Here is a 21,808-nt window from a genome sequence, read left to right on the forward strand (position 1 = left end):
GCGCTATGCTGGCCCATGCCCTGCGCCCGGTCCCCGGCGCGCGGGTCCCGCGATCCAGGAGGAGCCCCTCGTGAACACCCGCGCGCAGCCCGACGCCGGCCGCACCGGCCACGGCCCGCCCGCCTGGCTCGTCTCGGCCGGCGGCCGCGGCGCCCCGCTCACGGCGAAGCAGGACCGTGACCGCGCGGCGCTGGCCCACCTCAGTCTGGCGTTCGGCGTGCTCGGCCCGCTGGTCGTGTGGCTGCTCTACCGCGACCGCGGCCCGTTCACCTCGCAGGAGTCGCGCGAGGCCCTGAACTTCTCCGGGCCGCCCACGCTCATCACGCTCCTGTTCTTCTTCCTGTCCCTGCTGCCGGTGGTCGGCCCGATCTTCGCGATCCTCGGCGCGCTCACGTGGGCCGCCATGGCGGTCTACGGCGTGATGGGCGCCTCGCACGTGTCCAAGGGCCGTCCGTTCCGGTACCCGTTCAACCTGCGCATCCTGCGCTGACCCGGGGCCGGCCGGTCAGAAGCCGGCCAGCGCCCGGACGATCGCGTCGTTGCGCAGCCGCCCCTCGAGCGTGGGGACGATGCGCCCGTCGACGGCGGCGCGCCCGTCCAGCAGGCCCGCGGCGATGAGTTCGGCGATCGCCCCACGGATCCGCGCGGCCTCCCCCGGCGTCTCCGAGACGAGCTCCGCGGTCGGAAGCCCGCCCACCGTGCGCACCGCGAGCATGATGCGCTCGAGGCGCCGCGCGTCGGCGTCGGGCCGCTCGCGGCCGACGGCGGGGGTGACCCCTGTGGCCAGCCGCTGCGCGTAGGCGGCGGGGTGCTTGGCGTTCCAGAACCGGACCCCGGCGAGGTGCGAGTGCGCACCCGGGCCGATCCCCCACCAGTCCTGGTCCTCCCAGTACGCCACGTTGTGCCGCGCACGGTGGACGCCGGAGCCCTGCGGGTCGCGCGCCCAGTTGGACACCTCGTACCAGCGGTAGCCGGCGGCGCCGAGCAGCTCCTCGGCGAGCAGGTACTTGTCCGCCTGGTCGTCGGGGTCCACGTCCGCCACCTCGCCGCGGGCCACCTGGGCCCCGAGCTTGGTGCCCTCCTCCACGATCAGCGAGTACGCGCTCACGTGGTCCGGGGCCAGGACGACTGCGGCCTCGAGCGTGGCCCGCCAGTCGGCGAGGGACTCCCCCGCGGTCCCGTAGATCAGGTCCAGGGACACCTCCAGGCCGGCCTCGCGGGCCGCGGCGACGGCGGCGGGGACGGACTCGGGCCGATGGGTGCGCTCGAGCGTGGCGAGCACGTGCGGCATCGCGGACTGCATGCCCAGGGAGAGACGGGTGAAGCCGCCGGCCGCGAGCTGGCGGGCGTACTCCGGGGTGATCGTGTCCGGGTTGGCCTCGGTGGTCACCTCCGCGCCGGGCGCGATCCCGAACCGGTCCACCGCCGCCTGGAGGATGCGCACGAGGTCCGCGGCCGGCAGGAGCGTGGGCGTGCCGCCGCCGAAGAACACCGTGTGCAGCGGGCGGGCGGGCACGTCCGAGGACGCGAGCACGTCCGCGGCGAAGTCCAGCTCCGCGACCGCCGACTCCCAGTAGTCGCCGCGACCCGCGCCGGGGCCGAGGTCGACGGCCGTGTACGTGTTGAAGTCGCAGTAGCCGCAGCGCACCGTGCAGAACGGCACGTGGACGTACAGGCTGAAGGTGCGCGCCGCGCCGTCGCGGGCGGCCGCGCGCACCCGCTGCCCGACGTCGGCCGGCAGCCGGCCGTCGTCGGGGACGGGCTCGCCGAGGGGCAGGGCGGGCACTTACTTCTTCGCCGCCTGGTCGGCGCCGGCGCCGTCCGAGGACAGGGCGGCGATGAAGGCCTCCTGCGGGACCTCCACCCGGCCGACCATCTTCATGCGCTTCTTGCCCTCCTTCTGCTTCTCGAGCAGCTTGCGCTTGCGGGAGATGTCGCCGCCGTAGCACTTGGAGAGCACGTCCTTGCGGATCGCGCGGATGTTCTCGCGGGCGATGATGCGCGAGCCGATGGCGGCCTGGATCGGCACCTCGTACTGCTGGCGCGGGATCAGCTCCTTGAGCTTGCCCGTCATCATCACGCCGTACGCGTAGGCGTTGTCCCTGTGGGTGATCGAGGAGAACGCGTCCACCTGTTCGCCCTGGAGCAGGATGTCCACCTTGACGAGGTCGGCGACCTGGTCGCCGTCGGCCTTCCAGTCCAGCGAGGCGTACCCCTTGGTGCGGGACTTGAGCTGGTCGAAGAAGTCGAACACGATCTCGGCCAGCGGGATCCAGTAGCGGATCTCCACGCGTTCCTCGGAGAGGTAGTCCATGCCCTTGAGATTGCCGCGCTTGGCCTGGCACAGCTCCATGACGGCGCCGATGAACTCGGCCGGCACGATGATCGTGGCCGAGGCCATGGGCTCGCGCACCTCGAGGATCTTGCCCTCGGGGAACTCGGAGGGGTTGGTCACGGTGACGACCTCACGGTCCTCCCGGGTGACCTCGTAGACCACGTTGGGCGCGGTGGAGATGAGGTCGAGGTCGAACTCGCGCTCGAGGCGCTCGCGCACGATCTCCAGATGCAGCAGACCGAGGAAGCCGACGCGGAAGCCGAAGCCCAGCGCGACCGAGGTCTCCGGCTCGTAGACGAGCGCGGCGTCGTTGAGCTTGAGCTTGTCCAGGGCGTCACGCAGCACGGGATAGTCCGAGCCGTCGATGGGGTACAGACCCGAGAACACCATGGGCTTGGGGTCCTCGTAGCCACCCAGGGACTGCTCCGCCGGGTGGGCGTGGTTGGTGACCGTGTCGCCCACCTTGGACTGACGCACGTCCTTCACGCCGGTGATGAGGTAGCCCACCTCGCCCGCGGCCAGGCCCTTGGTGGGCACGGGCTCCGGGGAGGAGACGCCGATCTCGAGGAGCTCGTAGGTGGTGCCCGTGGACATCATGCGGACCTTCTCCCGCGGGGAGAGCCGGCCGTCCACGACGCGCACGTACGTGACGACGCCCCGGTAGGTGTCGTACACGGAGTCGAAGATCATCGCGCGGGCCGGGGCGTCCGCGTCCCCCTCCGGGCCGGGGATGGCGCGGACCACGCGGTCCAGCAGCTCCTCGACGCCGACGCCCGTCTTGCCGGAGACGCGCAGCACGTCCTCGGGCTCGCAGCCGATCAGGGAGGCCAGCTCGGCCGCGTAGCGGTCCGGATCCGCGGCGGGCAGGTCGATCTTGTTGAGCACGGGGATGATCTCCAGCTCGTGCTCCATGGCGAGGTAGAGGTTCGCCAGGGTCTGGGCCTCGATGCCCTGGGCGGCGTCCACCAGCAGGATCGCGCCCTCACACGCGGCCAGCGAGCGGGAGACCTCGTAGGTGAAGTCCACGTGCCCGGGGGTGTCGATCATGTTCAGGGCGTAGTCCACCCCGTCCACGGACCAGGGCATGCGCACGGCCTGGGACTTGATGGTGATGCCGCGCTCACGCTCGATGTCCATGCGGTCCAGGTACTGGGCCTTCATGTCGCGGGGCTGCACGACGCCGGTGGCCTGCAGCATGCGGTCCGCCAGCGTGGACTTGCCGTGGTCGATGTGGGCGATGATGCAGAAGTTGCGGATCACCGAGGGGTCGGTGGCAGCGGGCACCGGGGGGTTCGACGCCAGGGGCGACACGGGCACTTCCTCTACGGGTGACGGGGACGGGACTCTGACCGCCTAGTCTGTCATGTCCCGCCGCCGACCCGACCCGGACGCCGGGCCCGCGCGTCCACTAGATTCACGCCCATGGCCTTCGACCTGCATCGCGCCCTGTCCCTCGGCCGCCGGACGGCACGCCTGATCGGCGCCCTCCGCGACGACGCCCGGCCGCGTCGAGCCGCCTCCGAGGCCGGTCGACGGGCCGGCGACCGGAGCGGCCCGTCGCCCTTTCCGGGCCCGCCCGGGCCTCCCGGGCCCGCGTGGGACCCCACGGAGCCCACCGACTCGTGGCCGATGCCCGGGCCCGGGCAGGAGCGCCGGCCCCGGCGACAGGACGCCGGCCGCCACGCGTCCCTGCCGGACTTCACCGGGACCGTCCGCGTCGAGTACGCGCCCGTGCCCGGGCCGACGGCCGGGCCGGGCGAGGTCGTGTGGACCTGGGTGCCGTACGAGGAGATGGACGGCCGAGGCAAGGACCGCCCCGTGCTCCTGATCGGCCGGGACGGGGCGCACCTGCTCGGGCTCATGCTGACCAGCCGGGACCGGAACAACGCCCGGGCCCGGGACGAGGACTACGTGGACGTGGGCGCGGGCGCCTGGGACCGGTCCGGCCGCGCCTCGGAGGCGAAGCTGGACCGGGTGGTCCGCGTGGATCCGGCCGCGGTGCGCCGGGAGGGCGGCGTCCTGGACCGGGCGGCCTTCGACCGGGTCACGGCCGCGCTGGCCCGCGCCCGGCGGCGGGGGCGCTGAGTCCGCCGCGCGGATCGCAGGGTCTGGGTGGTAGGATCGTCCGCATTGTGTCCGCCGGTCGACGGGCACCCCCGGAACGGGTCATCATCGGTGTTCCCCACGCCGCTCAGTCCACGGATCCGGGCACCCTCCACGACCCCCTGTTCATGCGGCGCCCGGACCCTCGTCCGCGCCGCCGACGACGAAGGACCCGATTTGGCTAACATCAAGTCCCAGAAGAAGCGCATCCTCACCAACGAGAAGGCGCGCCAGCGCAACGTCGCGGTGAAGTCCGAGCTGAAGACCGCCATCCGCGCCGTGGACAAGGCCGTCGCCGCCGGCGAGGCCGAGGCCGCCGCCGCCGCGCTGCGCACCGCCTCCCGCAAGCTGGACAAGGCCGCTTCGAAGGGCGTCATCCACAAGAACCAGGCCGCGAACCGCAAGTCCGGCATCGCCGCCCGCGTGAAGGCCCTCCTCGGCTGATCCACGCCCCCCGGCTGTGACCGCGGCCCCCGCCCCGAGCGATCGGTGCGGGGGCCGCGTCGTGTCCGGGCAGCCCCCGTCGCGTGCCGTCCGGCGGCGCCGTCAGCGGCTGACGGCGGTGGCCACGCGGATGACCGCGCGCTCGACGGCGAACTCCGGGTTGCGGGAGGCGCCCTTGGCCTCGGCGTCGGCCTGGGCGATCCACTCCACGGCCTGCGCGATGCCGGCCGCCGTCCAGTGCCGCGCCGCCTGCTGGATGTAGCGCACCTGGAACGGGGCCACCCCGAGCAGGGACGGCAGCTCGGCGGCGGGCCGGCGGGCGTCGATCATCCGTGCCACCTGCCGCGCCTTGAGCGCGAGCGCCGCGGTGATCATCACCGGGTGCACGCCGGTGGCCATCGCGTGCCGCACGAGGGACACGGCCCTCGCCGCCTGCCCCTCGAGCGCCGCGTCGGCCACCGCGAAGCTCGTGGCCTCCACGCGGCCGCTGTAGTACGTGTCCACGGTCTCGACGGTGACGACGCCCTCGGTGTCGTCGACGAGCTGGGCGCACGCGGCCGCGAGCTCCGTGAGCGAGGCGCCGGTGGCGCGGATGAGCGCGCGGGCCGCCTCCTCGTCGATGCGCCGACGCCGGTCGCGGAACTCGGCCTGCACGAAGGCCAGCCGCTCCTCGTCCTTCTTCAGCGGCACGCATTCGACCACCGTGCCGGCCTGGGCGACGGCGTCCAGCAGCCTCTTGCCGCGGTTGCCGCCGGTGTGGCGCAGCACGAGCGTGACGTCCTCCGCGCCCGGGCCCTGCTGGACGAGGCGCAGGGCGTCCTCGAGGAACGCGTCGTTCATGGCCTCGAGGCCCTCGACCGTGATGAGGGTGGGCTCGGCGAAGAGGGACGGGCTGGCCGCGGTGGCCAGCTGGCCGGGCTGGTACTCCCCCGCGCGGAGCCGGTGGATCTCCAGCTGGCCGTGGCGCTCGCGCAGAGCCTGGGTCACGCGGTCCGTCACCCAGCGGGCGGCATGGTCCTCGGGCCCCTTGAGGAGCATGAGCGGGGCGGGCTCGGCTCGCCGCCAGGCCAGCGGGTCGGTGCGGCCGGCTCGGCCGGAACGGGGGCTGCGGGCGGCGGACATGCGTCCCATCCTAGGGTCCGGTGCGGACGCTCGAGGGCGGGCGGACGGTGTGAGCCGCGATCTCGGGCGCGCCGTCGGGGTCGGGGCCGTCCGCAGCCGTGAGGGCCAGCGTGCCGTGCAGGTCCGTGCGGGCCACCGGCCCGAGGCGGCCGAGCGCGTCCACCGTGGCCCGGTGGGGGTGTCCGTACGGGTTGTCGGCGCCCACGGAGACCACGTGCAGGCGGGCGCCGACGGCGCGCGGCACGGCCGTCCCACCGTTGCGCGCGCCGTGGTGGGCGACCTTGAGCACGTCCACGTGCGGCGGTGCGGCGGCATCGGACCGGCGCCCCGCGACCCACGCCGCGGAGGCGTCCTCCTCCATGTCGCCGGTGACCAGCGTCGTGACCGGACCGGCCTCGCTCTCGACGGTGACCAGCACCTGGGCGGAGGCGTCGTTCTCCTCGGGGGCCCGCGCGTCGGCGAGCAGCACGTGCCACCGCACCGGCCCGGCCGTGCCCGTCGCGCCGGTGCGGAGCGGTTATAAGAGCCAGGCCCCGGTGCGTCCCGGGTCGCGTAGTGCACCGCCCCGGGGGAGGCGCGGTCGACAACGCCGGCCAGTCCCCCGGCGTGGTCGGCGTGCAGGTGGGTGAGCAGCACGGCGTCCACCCGGTCGACGTCGAGGTCGTCGAGGCAGCGACGAGCGAGCCCCGGCTCGGGCCCGACGTCGACGACGACCCCCGCGTGCGGGCCGGACCGGAACACGGCCATGTCCCCCTGGCCGACGTCGCAGAACGCCACCGCCCAGTCCGGCGGGGCCGCGCCCGAGGCCCGCGGCACGAGGACCGCCCCGACCGCACCCGTGGTGGCCGCGGCCAGCGCGGCGGCGAGCACGACCAGGGCGGGGAGGCGCTCGCGGGTCCGCGGCGCGCTGCGGCCGACACGCCGCACCGGGGCGGCCCGGCGTCGTTCGAGCAGGAGCACGGCGGCGAATCCGAGGAGCGTCGCGGCCACCAGCAGGACGCCCAGCCCGGCACCGAGGGCCCCGGCCGGCCACGGACGCAGCGCCCCGGGCAGGGAGGCGCTGGTGTGGGCGACCCACCCGATCCAGGCCGCGGGCCACTGGATCACGGCCACGAGGGCGGCGGCGATCCCCGGCGCGGGCAGGGCGAGGGCCGCGGCGAGGGTGCCCAGGACGGTCACGGGCGGCACGGCCGGGGCGGCCAGCAGATTGGCCGGCACCGCGTAGGCCGACACCTCGCCCGTCATGGCCAGGATGATCGGCTGGCAGGCCAGGTGGGCGGCCACGGTCACCGCGAGCGACGCCGAGAGCCACCGCGCCACGACGTCGGGCAGCACCCGGCCGAGCCCGGCGTGCAGCGCACGGTCGAGGGGCGCGCCGCCCAGGACGATGCCCGCGGTCGCCGCCAGGGAGAGGTGGAAGGCCGGTTCCACGGCGAGGGCCGGCACCGCGACGAGCAGGGCCGTGCCGCCCACCGTCAGGAGTCCGAACGCCTGCCGCGCGCGGCCGAAGAACACCGCGAGGGCTCCGAGAGCGCCCATCACGGCTGCCCGGAGCACGGACGGCTCCGGCCCCACCACGACCACGAACACCCCGAGGACCGCCAGCCCGGCGCTGAGGACCACCGCCCGGTGCACCCGCGCGCAGCGCAGGGTGATCGCGACCGCGCCGAGGATCATGGCCACGTTGGCCCCGGACACGGCAGACAGGTGCGACAGGCCCGAGGCCTTCATGGCGTCGTCGAGGGCGGCCCCCTGGGCGGAGCGGTCGCCCAGCACCAGCCCCGGGATGAGCTCCGGCGCCGCGCCGACCGTACCCTCCGCGGACTGACGGAATGCGGCGCGCAGCGCCTCCCGCCGCGGCGGGCCCGGGTCGCCGCCGGTGGCCCCGCCTGCCGTCTCCGCCCCGCCGGGGCAGGGACCCGGCTGCGGGACGGCCGCGGCGGCCAGGAACACGGTGGAACCGGACCTCGACGGCCGGGCCACCACGCACACCCGCGATCCCGGCCCGCCGCCGGGGGCCGCCGTCCCGTCCGACGGCGCGGCGATCGTCGCGGGCGGTGGGCCCCCGCCCGTGAGTCGGGCCGTCACGGCGGCCTCGGGGGCCCGTGGCGGGTGACCGAACGTCTCGACCCGCACGGGAACGCTCCAGCGCGGGCCGAAGGTCGCCTCGCTCCGGGTGGCGGGCCCGTCCAGGGTCAGCTCGAGCCGCAGCGGCGAGCCGGCGTGCACCGCGCCGGTCCAGCCGCTGCCCTCGGCCGCGGCGGCGGGCCCGGCCGAGTGCTGCAGCATCAGGGCCGCGGCCACGCCGGCCAGCGCCGTCGCGGTGGCCACGCCCCGTATCCGACCGGTCGAGCGGGTGGCCCCCAGGACGGCGGCCGCGGCGACGGCCAACCCGGTGAGGGCCGCCGCCGAGCGGGCCGGGGCGTCCCAGCCGACGCCGAGGATCCCGAGGGTCAGGCAGGCGAGCAGGGCGGGCACCCACCGGGCGTCGAGCGGGCCGGGCACCTCGCGGTGGCGGGCGCGGCGGTCCACGGGATCGCTGGACGGACCCGGGGCCGGGCTCACCACGAGACGTGGTCACGCAGCCGGTCGAGCGTGGCCGGGCCGATGCCGGGCACCGCGTCCAGGTCCTGCAGGCCGGTGAACGGGCCGACCGTCTCGCGGTGGGCGATGATCTTCTCCGCCGTGGCGGGGCCGACGCCGGGCAGGGTCTGCAGCTCCGTGGCGTCGGCGGTGTTCAGGTCCACGGTGTCGCCGGACTCAGCGCCGCCCGGCTCGCCTCCGGCACCGGCCCCGCCCGTGGTCGGCGTGGGCTGCGCCTGCGCGGCCCCGGCCACCCGGTCCAGGGCGTCCTGCGGCGTGTGGGCGGAGGGGACGAGGACCTGTTGGCCGTCGTCCAGCGGGGCCGCGAGGTTGATGCGCTCCGCCCGGGCGTGCCGGGTCGTGCCGCCGGCGGCGCGCACGGCGTCGGCCACCCGGGAGCCCGGCGCGAGGCTGACCACACCCGGCCGGGCGACCTCGCCCACCACGTGCACCCGCAGCGGGGTGGACCCGGCGGGGCCGGACGTCTCCCCCGACGGCCCCGCCTCCGGCGTCCGCGCGTCGGTGCCCGCCGCCGACGGGGCGGTGGAGGGAGCGTCGGTCTGCGGGATGCCCGCCCCGGCCGCGGCCGCCGGGATCGCCGAAGGCGGCGCCGGGGTGGTCAACCAGGCCACCGCCCACCAGGCCGCGGCGGCGACGAGCAGCACCGTGACCGCCAGCAGGGCCGGCCGCCACCGCAGCACCGGGCCCCGAGGCGGGGTGCGCTCCCACCGGGACGCGGCGTGCGGGCCGGCTGTGTCGACGTCGGGGACGGCCGCGGGCGCGGGGTCCGGGGCGAAGGCGGGCGGATCGTCGCAGAGGCGGTGGCTGGGGCTCATGCGGGCAGTCTGCGTCCCCGCGTCTGAGCCGGGCGCGTCCCGCACCCGGCCTGGGGATCACCACCGCGCTCCAGGGCGGTGTGCAGGAACGGACGCGCCCGTCTCCTCGGCGCTCCCGCACGGGCGGCCTCAGTCCCCCGAGCCCCCCGTGGGCGATTCCAGCGGGCAGATCACCACACCCAGGGCGCCCAGGCCCAGGTGCGCGGCGAGCACGGCGGGCAGCTCGACGACGGGCACGGGGGTGGTGGAGACCGGCTGGAGCCGCTCCGCGAGCTGCACGGCCGTCTCGGGGTCGCCGTACTCGTGCACGGCGATCCGCACCGGGTCCCCGCCGGCCCGCTCGGTCGCGAGCTCCACGAGCCGGTCGACGGCCCGGGCCGCGGACCGCGGGCGGTCGACCAGGCCGATCGCGCCGTCGTCGACGGCCATGACGGGGCGCACCTGCAGCAGCGTGCCCAGCAGCGAGGCCAGCCCGCCGATCCGCCCGCCCCGGCGCAGCTGCTCGAGGCTGGGCACCGTGAACAGCACGTGGCTGGAGTCCACGGTGGCCTCGAGCCGCTCGCGGATGCGGGCCACGGGCATGCCCACCCCCGCGTCCACGGCGGCGTCCACCACGGCCATGCCCAGCGCGAAGCCCACGGTGCGCGAGTCCACCACGGTCACCGGGCGCTCGGCGTCCGCGGCGGCCAGGCGCGCGGCCTCCACGGTGCCGGAGAGCTCGCCGGACAGGTGGACGGAGAGGATGCGTGCGTAGCCGGCGCGGGCCAGCTCGGCGTAGGCCGTCCGGAACGCGCCCGGCGAGGGCCGCGAGGTGCGCACCGGGGTGCCGGCGGCCAGGGCCAGCGGCAGCTCCAGCGCGAGCTCGTCCGTGCCCTCCGTGTGGATCTGCTCGCCCACCATGACGGGCAGCGCCACCTGGCGGATCCCGGCGGCCAGACCGTGTCCGAGGACGGCGCCGGGCAGGGCCGCGGCCGAGTCCGTGACGACGGCCGTGCGGTCCCGGCGGGGCGGGCGCAGCCCGTAGCGTGCCCGCCCGGCCAGCTGGGAGCGGCGGGAGCGCAGGCGGACGAGCGCGTCGTCGCGCCACTGCTCGATGCTCGCCACGGCCTGCCTCCTATCCCCCGGCCCGGTCGGGGCCGGTCTCACGCGGTCAGCGGATCACCAGGTTCACGAGCTTGGGCTCGCGCACGATCACCTTGACGATCTCGGCGTCCCCGATGAAGTTCCGCACCTTCTGCGACGCGCGGGCGCGCGCCTCGAGGTCCTCGGCGGTGACGTCCGCGGGCACCTCGAGGGTGTCGCGGACCTTGCCCTTGACCTGGACGACGGCCGTGACGGTGTCCTCGACCAGCAGCGCCTCGTCCACCGCGGGCCAGCCGGCGCGGACCACGGAGGGCTCGTGGCCCAGGAGGACCCACATGTCCTCGGCCGTGTACGGCGCCACGAGGGAGAGCAGCACGGCCACGGCCTCGGCGGCCTCGCGGACGGCGGGGTCGGCCGCGCCGGCGCCCGCGTCGATCTCCTTGCGGGCCGCGTTGACCAGCTCCATCGTCTTGGCGACGACCACGTTGAACTTGCCGTCGTCCAGCAGCTGCTGTGCCTCGTGCACGGTCCGGTGCGTCACCCGGCGCAGGGCCACGGCCCCGCCCGCCGGGTCCGTGCCGGCCGGGGTGCCCGTCGCGCGGACGTCACGGGCCAGGCGCCACGCGCGGGCCAGGAACTTGCCGGCCGCCCCCGGGGCGACGTCGGCCCAGTCCACGTCGTCCTCGGGCGGCGAGGCGAACACCATGGTCAGGCGCACGGCGTCGACGCCGAACTCGTCCAGCTGGTCGCCCAGGTCCACGCCGTTGCCCAGCGACTTGGACATGGCCTTGCCGCCGTTGAGCACCTGGCCCTGGTTGAGCAGGGCGCGGAACGGCTCGGTGAAGGGCACCAGGCCGAGGTCGTGCAGGGCCTTGGTGAAGAAGCGGGCGTACAGCAGGTGCAGGATCGCGTGCTCCACGCCGCCCACGTACTGGTCCACGGGCAGCCAGCGGCGCAGGGCCTCGGGGTCGAAGACGCGGGCGTCGTCGTTCGGGGACGCGTAGCGGAGCATGTACCAGGACGAGTCCACGAACGTGTCCATGGTGTCGGTGTCCCGTCGCGCGGGGCCGCCGCACTGCGGGCAGTCCACCTCGACCCACGACGTCGCCGCGGCCAGGGGCGACTGGCCCTTGGGGGCGAGCTGCTCGCCCTTGAGGTCGGTCGGCAGGGTGACCGGCAGCTGGTCCTCCGGCACGAGCACCTCGCCGCAGTCCGGGCAGTGGACCACGGGGATCGGGGTGCCCCAGAAGCGCTGACGGGAGAGCAGCCAGTCGCGCAGCCGGTACGTGGTGGTGCCCCGGCCGGTGCCGCGCTCCTGCACGATCTCGATGGCCCGCGCGATGGCCGCGGTCTTGTCCAGGCCGTCGAGCTCCCCGGAGTTCACCAGGATGCCCTCGCCGGTCGTCGCGACGCCGGAGACGGCCGGGTCCTCCTCGCCGGTGTCCAGCACGGTGCGCACGGGCAGGCCCATGGCGCGGGCGAAGTCGAGGTCGCGCTGGTCGTGGGCCGGCACGGCCATGATGGCGCCCGTGCCGTAGTCGGCCAGCACGTAGTCCGAGGCCCAGATAGGCAGGCGCTCACCGGTCAGCGGGTTCACGGCGTGGCGGCCCAGGAACACGCCGCTCTTCGGGCGGTCCGTGGCCTGGCGGTCGATGTCCGAGACCTTCTTCAGGTCCTCCCGGTACGCCTCGAGTTCGGCCCGCACGTCGTCGCCGGCGAGCTCGGCGGCCAGCGGCGCGTCGGCGGCGACCACCATGAAGGTCGCGCCGTGCAGCGTGTCCGGCCGGGTGGTGAAGACCGTGACGACGGGGCCGTCCTCGACCTGGAAGTCGACGTGGGCGCCCTCGGAGCGGCCGATCCAGTTGCGCTGCATGGCGAGCACGCGCTCGGGCCAGTGGCCGGTGAGCTGGTCCATGTCGTCCAGCAGCGCGTCCGCGTACTCGGTGATGCGGAAGTACCACTGGTTCAGGGTCCGCTTGGTGACCTCGGTTCCGCAGCGCTCGCAGCGGCCGTCCACGACCTGCTCGTTGGCGAGCACCGTCTGGTCCTGGGGGCACCAGTTGACCGGGGAGTCCTTCCGGTACGCCAGGCCCTTGCGGTACAGCTGCTGGAACAGCCACTGGGTCCACCGGTAGTACTCGGGGTCCGAGGTGTGCAGCTCACGGGACCAGTCCACGGCGATGCCGTACCGCTGGAAGGAGCGCTTCTGCGTCTCGATGTTCGCGTAGGTCCACTCGGCCGGGTGGGCGTCGCGCTTGATGGCGGCGTTCTCGGCCGGCAGGCCGAAGGAGTCCCAGCCGATGGGGTGCAGCACGTCGAAGCCGCGCTGCATCCAGTGGCGCGCGACGACGTCGCCCATCGCGAACGCCTCGGCGTGCCCCATGTGCAGGTCGCCCGACGGGTACGGGAACATGTCGACCACGGTGCGGGTCTCGGAGCCGTCCTCGCGCGGGGCGAACGTCCCGGCCTGCTCCCAGTACCCGGCCCAGCGGGCCTCCACGTCACGGAACGAGTACTCCGCGTCGGCGGGGATGCTGGGGGTGGCCGGCACGGCGCTGTCGGGGGTCTGGCTCACGGCGGTTCGAGTCCTCACGCAGTCGGGATGGGGCGCCGGCCCTCGGGCGGCGCGGACGGGGCCGGCGGCACGGCCGGCCACCCCATCCTACAGCGACGGCGCCCCGGCCCGGCCGCAGGGCCGCTCCGAGACGCCGTGCCCGGCCGGGCACGCGGTTTCAGGCGGAGTGGCTGCCGCCTGCCGGACGCTCGGGCCCGGCGTCGGGACCGGGGCGCGCCCCTCCGGAGGTGAGCGCGTCGTCCTCCTCGAGCACCTGGGCGACCTCGTCCTCGAGGGCCTCCGTCACCGCGTCCGGGGCCGCCACGGAGTCCCCGACCGCCTCCTGCAGCTGCACTGCGTGCTGGGCCGTGAAGGTCTTCTCCGGATGCTCACGCAGGCGGAGCAGCGCGAGCAGGCGCAGACGCAGCCCCGACTCGGCGGAGATCTGCCGGCGGTGGGTGAGCCACCAGACGAGGAGCACGAGCGCGAGCACGATCCCCAGGTGGCCCAGCGCCGGGTAGACGACGTTCATCAGGTCGCCGAAGCCGACGAAGCTCACCGCGAAGGCCAGCAGCGTGACGCCGGCGAACACGGGCCGGTAGCGGCCCGGGCGGTCGGCCGTGAGGCGGCGTCCCAGCGCGTAGAACATGCCGATCGCGGTGTTGAAGATCATCAGGTAGATCACCACGACCATCGCCCAGCCCAGCCAGGGCGCGATCGAGGCGAACAGCCGCAGCATGGGGACGTCGGCGCGGCCGATCTCGGCGTAGCCGAGGTAGAGCAGCGTGGAGGCCATCAGGAGCAGGGCGGTGTACATCAGGCCACCGGTGAGGCCGCCGAGGAACGCCTCCCGGGGGTGGGTGATGGACCCGCCGATCACGAGGCACATGGACACGGCCATCACGACGACGAGGCCGAAGTAGTTGACCGAGGACAGCCACCACGGGTCCACCGGCGTGGTGGCCTGGACGGCGAGGGACTCGTGGGCGGTGAAGCCGCCGTCGCGGGTGACCAGGACGTGGACGAACCCGGCCACGACCGCGACGACCACCAGGGGCGTGATCAGGGAGATGATCGCGGAGACCTTCTCCACGTCCAGCATGCCCGTCACGAGCACGAGCAGGGTCATCAGGGTGGAGCCCGCCCACGTCGGCCAGCCGAACTGCTGGGCGAGCGTCGAGCCCGCCCCGGCGAGCATGACGACGCCGATCGCGAAGAGCGTCACCGTCACCACGACGTCCAGGATCCGGGCCATCACGGGGTGCGAGACGCTGCGGAAGACGACCTTGTGGTCGGCCGCGAGGAACACGCTGCCCAGCTGGAGGATGACGGCGCCGCCGGCGGTGACGAGCAGGCCGGCCAGTCCCGCGCCCACGACGCCGATCCAGCCGAAGCCCACGAAGTACTGGATGACTTCGGCGCCGGTGGCGAAGCCGGCGCCGACGAGCAGGCCGACGAAGGCGAGGGCGATCTTCAGGGATCTGAGCGCGACGGGGTGCTGCACGCATGGGCCTTTCGTGGGGGACGGGGTGCGCCCGTGCGGGCCCCGGGACCGAGGACGGGCCGGAGTACGGTAGGCACGCGCGCGCCATCGTGGCCAGGACCAGGCGTCGCCGGGTTCCGGGCAGCGTGGCCTCAGGCCCACCCCAAGGCCGCCCTCCCGCTGGCACGCCGCGGTCGCGATCGACCCCGTCCCCGCGTCCAGCGGAGACGAGGCGCCACGGCGTCGGCGGTCGAAGGCCTGGCTAGGGTGGGGACGTGCCTGTCCCGACGCCGTCCGCCGCCCCGGGCCCGCCCGTCCGCCTGCGCGATCTGCTGCGCCCGCCCGCGGCGCCCGCCGATCCCCGCGTGCTCACGGGCCACCCGGCCCGGACGCCCCGCCGGCACACCCTGGCCGTCCCGGACCCCGTCAGCGGGATCCGGTCGTCCGTGGCCGTGTGGGAGTACACCCCCGTTCCGGTGGCCGCGCCGGGATCGCCCGGCGCACCCGAGGGGGACGCGGCCGCTGCCCCGCTCGTGTTCGTGCACGGCTTCCGCGGGGACCACCACGGCCTCGCCCTGCTGGCCGACGCGCTCCCGGAGCATCCGATCCACTCGATAGAGCTGCCCGGCTTCGGGGCTTCGGAGCCCTTCCCCCACGCCGAGCACACCGTGGCCCATCACGCGGACGCGGTGGCCACCGTCGTCGCCGCCCTGGGTCTGCGGGCGACCCCCGTGCTGGTCGCGCACTCCTACGGGACGACGGTGGCGGCCGAGCTGGTCGCGCGGGACCCGTCCCGGTGGGGACGGCTGGTCCTGCTCAACCCCATCGCCGAACCCGCGCTGGAGGCGTCGGCGTCCGTGTCGAGTCGGGTGCTGGCGGCCGTCGCCGAGGGGTACTACGAGGTCGCCGCCCGCCTGCCCGAGCGCCCGGCGCGGCTGCTGCTGGGCGCGCCGCCGGTCGTGTGGGTGACCACGCTCGCCATGACCCGCACCAGGGACAGGGATGTCCTCGCGTACACCCATGACCAGCACCGGCGCCACTTCTCGGACTTCGCCTCCGCACGCATGCTCTCCGAGGCGTACCGCGCCTCGAGCACGGGCTCCGTGGCCGACGTCGCCGCCCGCCTCAGCCTGCCGGTGCTGCTGGTCGCGGGGCGGGAGGATCCGCTGGGCTCGGTGCCGGCACAGGAGGCGCTCGCCGCGGCGATCGACGACGCGGGCGGCACGGCGGAGCTGCACGTCCTCGACGGCGTCGGGCATCTGCTGCACTACGAGCGGCCGGCCGCCTGTGCGGCGTTGATCCGCGACTGGCTCCGCCGCGCCGGCCGCTGACGCCGTCATCGCCCCGGCGTCGCCGCGCTCCGGCCCCTCGGGCTGCGGGTCGGTCCGGCCGCCCCCTCAGAGCACCCCGGCCGGGTCGAGCCGCACCCGCACCGGGGCGGTCTCCCGCCGAGCGCTCGCTGCGGACCGGGCGGCGCGCAGGGCGCCGACGGTGGCCTCGGCCGCCGCGTAGGGGAAGATCAGCAGGGCGCGGGAGCGGGTCTCGTCGGCGGGGTCCGGCACCGGCCCAATCCAGGGCAGCCGCGCCGGGCCGCCATCGAGCGGGGCCGAGTGCGGATCCTCGTGGACGTCCTCGTCCGGCCGTTCCCGGCGGGCGGCCTCCACGAGCTCGAGGTACTCCGCGACGGCGGCGGCCTCCCCCGTGACCTCTGCGAGGCGGCCGGCGGGAGGCAGGTGCAGCTCGCGCCGCTCGGCGACCTGGCGCGCGGCGAAGCCGTCGGGGTCCCGTCGGACGAGCGCGTTCACCGCCTCCCCCGCGTCCGCGGTGACCACCACGACGCCCCCGTCGGAGGCGGGGCGGACCAGGCAGGCGGCCGCGAGCCAGCGGGCGAGCACGCGGCCCGGCACGTCGAGGCCCTCGCGCTGGAGCTGGCTGTCCCCGTCGAGCAGCAGGGCGGCCGCGTAGCCGTCGGGCGTCGCCGGCTCGGCCCCCACGGTCGCCACCACCAGGGAGGGCCCGGGCGGCACCGAGCCGAGCATGTGCTGCGCCGAGGAGGCGTGCACGGGCACGCGCGGGAACGCCCGGCCCAGCTCCTCGGCCGTGCGGTCCACGCCGCGGGCGCCGGCCCGCAGCGTCGTGCCGCCGCACTCGGTGCACCGGAAGCCGCGCTCCCGGGTGCCGCACCACCGGCAGGCCACCTCCCCGTGCCGGGCGGCCCGCGCGTCGCGGAAGCCCAGCGGCCCCGCGCAGACGCGGCAGCGGGCGGGCGTGCGGCACCGTTCGCACACGAGGGCGGGGATGAAGCCGGCCCGGGCCACCTGCACGAGCACCGGGCCCGGCCGTGGCCCGAGCAGCGCGGCGCGGGCGGCGGCCCAGGCGGCCTGCGGCAGCCGCGCCCGCTGCGCGAACGGGTCGCGCGCCGTCTCCCAGGCGTCGGCGGTGGAGACGACCCGTGGCCCGAGCTCGCGCTGGGTCGCGCGGGAGGGGCCCAGGTGCAGCAGCCAGCCCGACTCGACGAGCCGTTGCACCGGGACGGACCGGGAGGGCCCGGCGAAGAGCAGCGCCGCGCCGGTCGCGCGGGCCCGCTCCAACACGACCTCTCGGGCGTGGAAGTAGGGCGCGCGGGGTTCTGCCCACGCGTCGTCGCCGTCGTCCCAGAGCACCACCAGCCTCAGGTCGCGCACGGGCGACCACACGGCGGCCCGGGTGCCGGCCACGATGCGCCGGGTGCCGCGCAGCGCGGCCAGGTGGGCGCGGTACCGGGGCGTGTTGCCGTCCTCGGAGCCGATCCGCGCGTAGGCGTCCTCCCCCACGTGCTCGTCGAGGGCGGCGCAGAGCCGGTCGAGGTCGCGGTGGTCGGGCACCAGCAGCAGGACGCCGCCGTCCGAGGCGGCCACCGTGCGCGCCAGAGCGGCCAGCGCGCCCGCCTCGTCCCATTCGAACAGGCGCGAGGGCACGACGGCGGCCGCCCGCGCGGCGTCCCCGGCCAGCACGGCGGACACGAACGCGGTGCCCCCCTCGAGGGACTCCCACACCGTGGGCACGAGGCCCTCCTCCGCCGCGGGAGGCTCCGGGCGCTCGGCGTCCGTGCCGGTCACCGTCACAGGGTGGTCCGCGGCGGTTTCCGCGTCCTCCGCCAGGGCGGCCTTCTCGACCTGCGCAACGCGCGGGGGCACCGCGGCCCGCAGCACGTCCGTGACGACGCCGGCCTGGCGGCGGGCCACCGCGCGAGCCGTCGCCAGGACCTCCTCCGTCAGCGGCGGGATGGCGGTGAGCACGCCGGTGAGCTCGGTGAGCTGGGCGCCGGTGGCCGGCTCCTGCTCCCGCGAGACGAGCCAGCCCGTCATGGCCCGTCCGCCGAAGCGGACGGATACGCGGGAGCCGGGGACCGCCCGGTCGTCCAGGGCCACGGGCACGAGATAGTCGAACTCGCGGTCCAGGTGCGGCACGGGCGAGTCCAGCAGGACGCGGGCGATCGGCCGCTCCGGCCACCCCTCGGCCCGCTCCGGCAGTCGGGGCGCGTCCTCCGGCTCCGGGAGGGCGAACAGCGCGTCCGTGATGCCCGCCTCCGGATCAGAGGCCGGCGGCAGCGCGCAGCTGCTCGACGCGGTCCGTGCGCTCCCACGTGAAGTCGGCGTCGTCCCGGCCGAAGTGGCCGTTCGCGGCGGTCCGTCGGTAGATGGGCCGCAGGAGGTTCAGCTCCTTCACGATGGCGGCCGGACGCAGGTCGAACACCGCGTTCACGGCCTCGATGATCTTCTCCTCCGGCACCGTGGCCGTCCCGAAGGTGTCCACGTACAGGCCCACGGGCCGGGCCGAGCCGATCGCGTAGGCCACCTGGAACTCGGCGCGCGAGGCGAGGCCGGCGGCCACCACGTTCTTCGCGACCCAGCGGAGCATGTAGGCGGCGGAGCGGTCCACCTTGGACGGGTCCTTGCCGGAGAAGGCGCCGCCGCCGTGCCGGGCCATGCCACCGTAGGTGTCCACGATGATCTTGCGACCGGTGAGGCCGGCGTCGCCCACGGGGCCGCCGATGACGAACTTGCCGCCCGGGTTGATGATGATCCGCATGCCGGAGGTGTCGAGGCCGGAGCGCTCGATGACGGGCCGGATCACGTGCTCCTCCACGTCCGCCCGCAGCTGCTCCTGCGTGACCCACTCGTGATGCTGCGTGGAGACCACCACGGCCTCGACCGTGGTGGGCACGTGGCCGGGCGCGTAGCCGATGGTGACCTGCGTCTTGCCGTCCGGCAGCAGGTACGGCATGGGCGTGTTCTCCGCCCGGCGCACCGCGGTGAGCCGCTCGGAGAGCCGGTGCGCGAGGTAGATGGGCATGGGCATGTACGCCGGGGTCTCGTCCGTGGCGTAGCCGAACATGATGCCCTGGTCCCCCGCGCCCTGCTCGTCCACCTCGTCCGCCGAGCCGTACTCGCGGGCCTCGAGGGACCGGGAGACGCCGGCGAAGATGTCCGAGGACTGCTGGCCGATGGAGATGTTCACGCCGCACTGGGCGCCGTCGAAGCCGTTGGCCGAGGAGTCGTAGCCGATGTCCAGGATGGTCTCGCGCACGATCTTGGGGATCTCCACGTACGCCGAGGTGTTCACCTCGCCGGCCACCTGCACCAGGCCGGTGGTGGTCAGGGTCTCCACGGCCACCTTCGCCGACGGGTCGGCGGCGAGGATCGCGTCCAGGATGGCGTCGGAGATCTGGTCGCAGATCTTGTCGGGGTGGCCCGCCGTGACGGACTCGGAGGTGAAGAGGCGGAGCTCTCCGCCGCCCACCCCCGAATACGGGTCGGCGTGGCGGGCGGGGCTCAGCGAGGCGGCATCGGTCATGCCGCACAGTCTAGGTCAGCGGCCCGACGCGCCGGCGGGGTCGCGACCGGCGAGGTCATCCGCGATCGCCTGCACGACGGCGGCCGCCGCCTGGTCCTTGGAGCCCACGGTCTCCACGGCGGGGCGGCCGTCGGCGAACAGGATGGTCACGGCGGTCTCGTCCCGGCCGAACACCTTGTCCGTGCCGACCTCGTTGACCACGAGCATCTCGCAGCCCTTGCGCGCCAGTTTGGCCCGGCCGTACTCGAGCACGGAGGACGTCGCGTCGCCGGTCTCCGCGGCGAAGCCGACGATGAGCGGGGCCATGGGCCCGCCCTCGGAGCGGGTCCGCACGGCCGTGGCGAGCACGTCCGGGGTGCGCTCGAGCACGATGACGGGCGCGCCGCCGTCGTCGCCCTTCTTCATCTTGGCGTCGGAGACCTCGGCCGGTCGGAAGTCCGCGACGGCCGCCGCCATCACGAGGACGTCGGCGTCGGCGGCCTCCGCCAGCACGGCCTCGAGCAGGTCCTGCGTGGACTCCACGGGCACGACGCGCTCGACGCCCTCGGGCGTCGGGACGGACATGGACCCGGCGACGAACCGCACGGTGGCGCCGGCCTCGAGGGCGGCGCGCGCCAGGGCGGCCCCCTGCTTGCCGGAGGAGCGGTTCCCCAGGTAGCGGACCGGGTCCAGCGCCTCGCGGGTGCCCCCGGCCGTGATCACCACGGTGCGACCGGCCAGCGGGCCGGGTGTCGGCTCGGCGTCGGACCCGGAGGCCCGGGGACGGCGCGGGGCGCCCGCGGCCGCGGCGGCCTGCGCACGCTCCCAGATCTCGGCGGGCTCGGGCAGCCGCCCGGCGCCGGAGTCGGCCCCGGTGAGCCGGCCCACGGCGGGGTCCACGACCGTGACGCCGCGCTCGCGCAGGAGGGCGACGTTGGCGACCGTGGCGGGGTGGTGCCACATCTCGGTGTGCATGGCGGGGGCCAGGACGACGGGGCACGTGGCGGTGAGCAGCACGTTGCCCAGCAGGTCGGGCGCCATCCCCGCGGCGGTGCGCGCGAGCAGATCGGCGGTGGCCGGCGCGACCACCACGAGGTCCGCACGCCGGCCGAGCCGGACGTGGTTCACCTCGTCGACCGCCTCGAACGTGTCCGTGCGGACCGGGCGACCGGAGAGGGCCTCCCACGTCGCCGCGCCCACGAACTCGAGGGCGTTGGCGGTGGGCACCACGGTCACGCCGTGGCCGGCCTCGGTCATCAGGCGCAGCAGCAGCGCCGCCTTGTAGGCCGCGATGCCGCCGCCGACCCCGAGGACGATCTCCATGACGGGCTCAGGCCTCCGGGGCGTCCTCGGAGGTGCCCTCCTCGGCGCGCACCGTCTCGGCGGCCTCCTCGATGGCGGCGGGATCGCCCATCGGCTGGTGGGCGTCGGCCGACTCGAGGGTGGCGAACGGGTCGTCCTCGCCCGGCAGGGAGAAGTCGCCGAAGTCCTCGGCGGCCAGGTCGGCCTCCGGGGTGGCCTCGACGGCCTCGCGGGACACGAGCAGGTCGGCCTCGATCTCGCGCAGGGCGATGGACAGCGGCTTCTCGTTCAGCTGGGTGTCCACGAGCGGGCCGACGTACTCGAACAGCCCCTCGTGCAGCTGCGAGTAGTAGGCGTTGATCTGCCGGGCCCGCTTGGCGGCGAAGAGCACCAGGGCGTACTTCGAGTCGACCCGCTCCAGCAGGGAGTCGATGGGCGGGTTGACGATGCCTTCGTACTGTTCGGTCACGGGGTCTCCAAAGTCTTCATCTCACTGTCACGTCGGCGCCGGGTGCGGCGTCGGTGCGGCCGGTCCTCAGGCCTCGGTCGGACGGCGCTCGGGGTCCAGCCCCATGAGTCTCACCAGTTCCTCGGCGGCCCGCTCCACGCGGTCGTTCACGACGACGGCGTCGAACTCGGGTTCCGCGGCGAGTTCCAGTCTAGCCGTTTCGAGCCGGCGGCGCTGTTCCTCCGGGCTCTCGGTGCCGCGGCCGAGCAGCCGGGACACGAGTTCCTCCCAGCTCGGCGGCGCCAGGAACACGAAGGTGGCCTCCGGCAGCGCACGGCGGACCTGGCGCGCGCCCTGCAGGTCGATCTCCAGCAGGACGTGGCGGCCCTGCGCCACGGCCTCCATCACGCGGTCGCGCCGCGTGCCGTAGCGGTGGACGCCGTGCACGACGGCCCATTCCAGCATCTCGTCCGCCTCGACGAGGGAGTCGAACTCCTCCGGCGTCGTGAAGTAGTAGTGCACCCCGTCCTCCTCGCCCGGGCGCGCCGGGCGGGTGGTGGCGGAGACGGACAGCCAGGCCTCGGGGTAGTGCTCGCGGACATAGGCCGACACGGTGCCCTTGCCGACGGCGGTGGGGCCGGCCAGGACGGTGACGCCCGGGCCCGGGGGGCGTTCCTGGACGGCGGTGCGGGCCACCGGG

The 21,808-nt window shown here is 75.3% G+C and carries 16 protein-coding genes; 4 read left to right on the top strand and 12 right to left on the bottom strand.

The window, feature by feature from the left end; translation table 11 throughout:
• Positions 1–70: 70 nt before the first annotated feature.
• Positions 71–490: a DUF4870 domain-containing protein gene (locus J1M41_RS12200; protein WP_002854682.1), complete on the top strand. Its 420-nt coding sequence runs from the start codon at positions 71–73 to the stop codon at positions 488–490.
• Between the two features lie 15 nt (positions 491–505).
• Here J1M41_RS12200 and hemW read toward each other — a convergent pair whose 3' ends face one another.
• Positions 506–1,786: a radical SAM family heme chaperone HemW gene (gene hemW / locus J1M41_RS02400; protein ID WP_206451071.1), complete on the bottom strand. Its 1,281-nt coding sequence runs from the start codon at positions 1,784–1,786 to the stop codon at positions 506–508.
• Positions 1,787–3,646 carry a translation elongation factor 4 gene (gene lepA, locus J1M41_RS02405; protein ID WP_010078615.1) on the bottom strand — a complete coding sequence of 620 codons (1,860 nt, stop codon included), beginning with the start codon at positions 3,644–3,646 and terminating at the stop codon, positions 1,787–1,789.
• Positions 3,647–3,757: 111 nt separating this feature from the next.
• On the opposite strand from lepA, the gene J1M41_RS02410 reads away from it, so the two are divergent.
• Positions 3,758–4,420, top strand: a complete 663-nt coding sequence (locus tag J1M41_RS02410) for a type II toxin-antitoxin system PemK/MazF family toxin (protein ID WP_206451072.1) — start codon at positions 3,758–3,760, stop codon at positions 4,418–4,420.
• Positions 4,421–4,615: 195 nt separating this feature from the next.
• Complete coding sequence (gene rpsT, locus J1M41_RS02415; protein ID WP_002854699.1) at positions 4,616–4,882, top strand: 30S ribosomal protein S20; 267 nt, start codon at positions 4,616–4,618, stop codon at positions 4,880–4,882.
• A gap of 102 nt (positions 4,883–4,984) precedes the next feature.
• Here the strand turns inward: rpsT and holA are convergent, their stop codons facing one another.
• The 5 genes from holA to J1M41_RS02445 form a co-directional block, all read right to left on the bottom strand.
• On the bottom strand, positions 4,985–8,536 hold the full coding sequence (holA, locus tag J1M41_RS11985; RefSeq protein WP_342214054.1) for a DNA polymerase III subunit delta: 3,552 nt from the start codon (positions 8,534–8,536) through the stop codon (positions 4,985–4,987).
• A 29-nt stretch (positions 8,537–8,565) separates the two neighbouring features.
• On the bottom strand, positions 8,566–9,423 hold the full coding sequence (locus J1M41_RS02430) for a ComEA family DNA-binding protein (protein ID WP_206451074.1): 858 nt from the start codon (positions 9,421–9,423) through the stop codon (positions 8,566–8,568).
• Between the two features lie 129 nt (positions 9,424–9,552).
• Complete coding sequence (locus tag J1M41_RS02435; protein WP_041103719.1) at positions 9,553–10,527, bottom strand: DegV family protein; 975 nt, start codon at positions 10,525–10,527, stop codon at positions 9,553–9,555.
• 46 nt (positions 10,528–10,573) lie between these two features.
• Positions 10,574–13,081, bottom strand: a complete 2,508-nt coding sequence (gene leuS, locus J1M41_RS02440; RefSeq protein WP_206451075.1) for a leucine--tRNA ligase — start codon at positions 13,079–13,081, stop codon at positions 10,574–10,576.
• Between the two features lie 157 nt (positions 13,082–13,238).
• On the bottom strand, positions 13,239–14,564 hold the full coding sequence (locus J1M41_RS02445; RefSeq protein ID WP_036336588.1) for a membrane protein: 1,326 nt from the start codon (positions 14,562–14,564) through the stop codon (positions 13,239–13,241).
• Between the two features lie 254 nt (positions 14,565–14,818).
• Between J1M41_RS02445 and J1M41_RS02450 the strand changes: the two genes are divergently transcribed.
• The gene (locus J1M41_RS02450) at positions 14,819–15,874 is read left to right on the top strand and encodes an alpha/beta fold hydrolase (protein WP_036336590.1); all 1,056 of its coding nucleotides are present in this window, start codon (positions 14,819–14,821) and stop codon (positions 15,872–15,874) included.
• A 66-nt stretch (positions 15,875–15,940) separates the two neighbouring features.
• On the opposite strand, the gene J1M41_RS12205 is transcribed toward J1M41_RS02450, so the two are convergent.
• From J1M41_RS12205 to gmk, 5 genes are all read right to left on the bottom strand, one after another.
• Positions 15,941–18,103 (bottom strand): primosomal protein N', encoded by a 2,163-nt coding sequence (locus tag J1M41_RS12205; protein WP_342214058.1) that lies wholly within the window; start codon positions 18,101–18,103, stop codon positions 15,941–15,943.
• 13 nt (positions 18,104–18,116) lie between these two features.
• Positions 18,117–19,379 carry a methionine adenosyltransferase gene (metK, locus tag J1M41_RS02460; RefSeq protein WP_010078605.1) on the bottom strand — a complete coding sequence of 421 codons (1,263 nt, stop codon included), beginning with the start codon at positions 19,377–19,379 and terminating at the stop codon, positions 18,117–18,119.
• Positions 19,380–19,394: 15 nt separating this feature from the next.
• The gene (coaBC, locus tag J1M41_RS02465; RefSeq protein ID WP_036336594.1) at positions 19,395–20,681 is read right to left on the bottom strand and encodes a bifunctional phosphopantothenoylcysteine decarboxylase/phosphopantothenate--cysteine ligase CoaBC; all 1,287 of its coding nucleotides are present in this window, start codon (positions 20,679–20,681) and stop codon (positions 19,395–19,397) included.
• Between the two features lie 7 nt (positions 20,682–20,688).
• Positions 20,689–21,129, bottom strand: a complete 441-nt coding sequence (gene rpoZ, locus J1M41_RS12300) for a DNA-directed RNA polymerase subunit omega (protein ID WP_010078603.1) — start codon at positions 21,127–21,129, stop codon at positions 20,689–20,691.
• A 66-nt stretch (positions 21,130–21,195) separates the two neighbouring features.
• The coding region (gmk, locus tag J1M41_RS02475; protein WP_342214055.1) for a guanylate kinase at positions 21,196–21,808 on the bottom strand (613 nt) is incomplete at its 5' end.

Source organism: Micrococcus sp. KRD096, from assembly GCF_017168495.1.
Classification (GTDB): Bacteria; Actinomycetota; Actinomycetes; order Actinomycetales; family Micrococcaceae; genus Micrococcus; species Micrococcus luteus.

Bases quoted from the DNA above. Each gene is read 5' to 3' on its own strand.
- J1M41_RS02430 (WP_206451074.1), bottom strand. From the start codon at position 9,423: ATGAGCCCCAGCCACCGCCTCTGCGACGATCCGCCCGCCTTCGCCCCG.
- coaBC (WP_036336594.1), bottom strand. From the start codon at position 20,681: ATGGAGATCGTCCTCGGGGTCGGCGGCGGCATCGCGGCCTACAAGGCG.
- metK (WP_010078605.1), bottom strand. From the start codon at position 19,379: ATGACCGATGCCGCCTCGCTGAGCCCCGCCCGCCACGCCGACCCGTAT.
- J1M41_RS02410 (WP_206451072.1), top strand. From the start codon at position 3,758: ATGGCCTTCGACCTGCATCGCGCCCTGTCCCTCGGCCGCCGGACGGCA.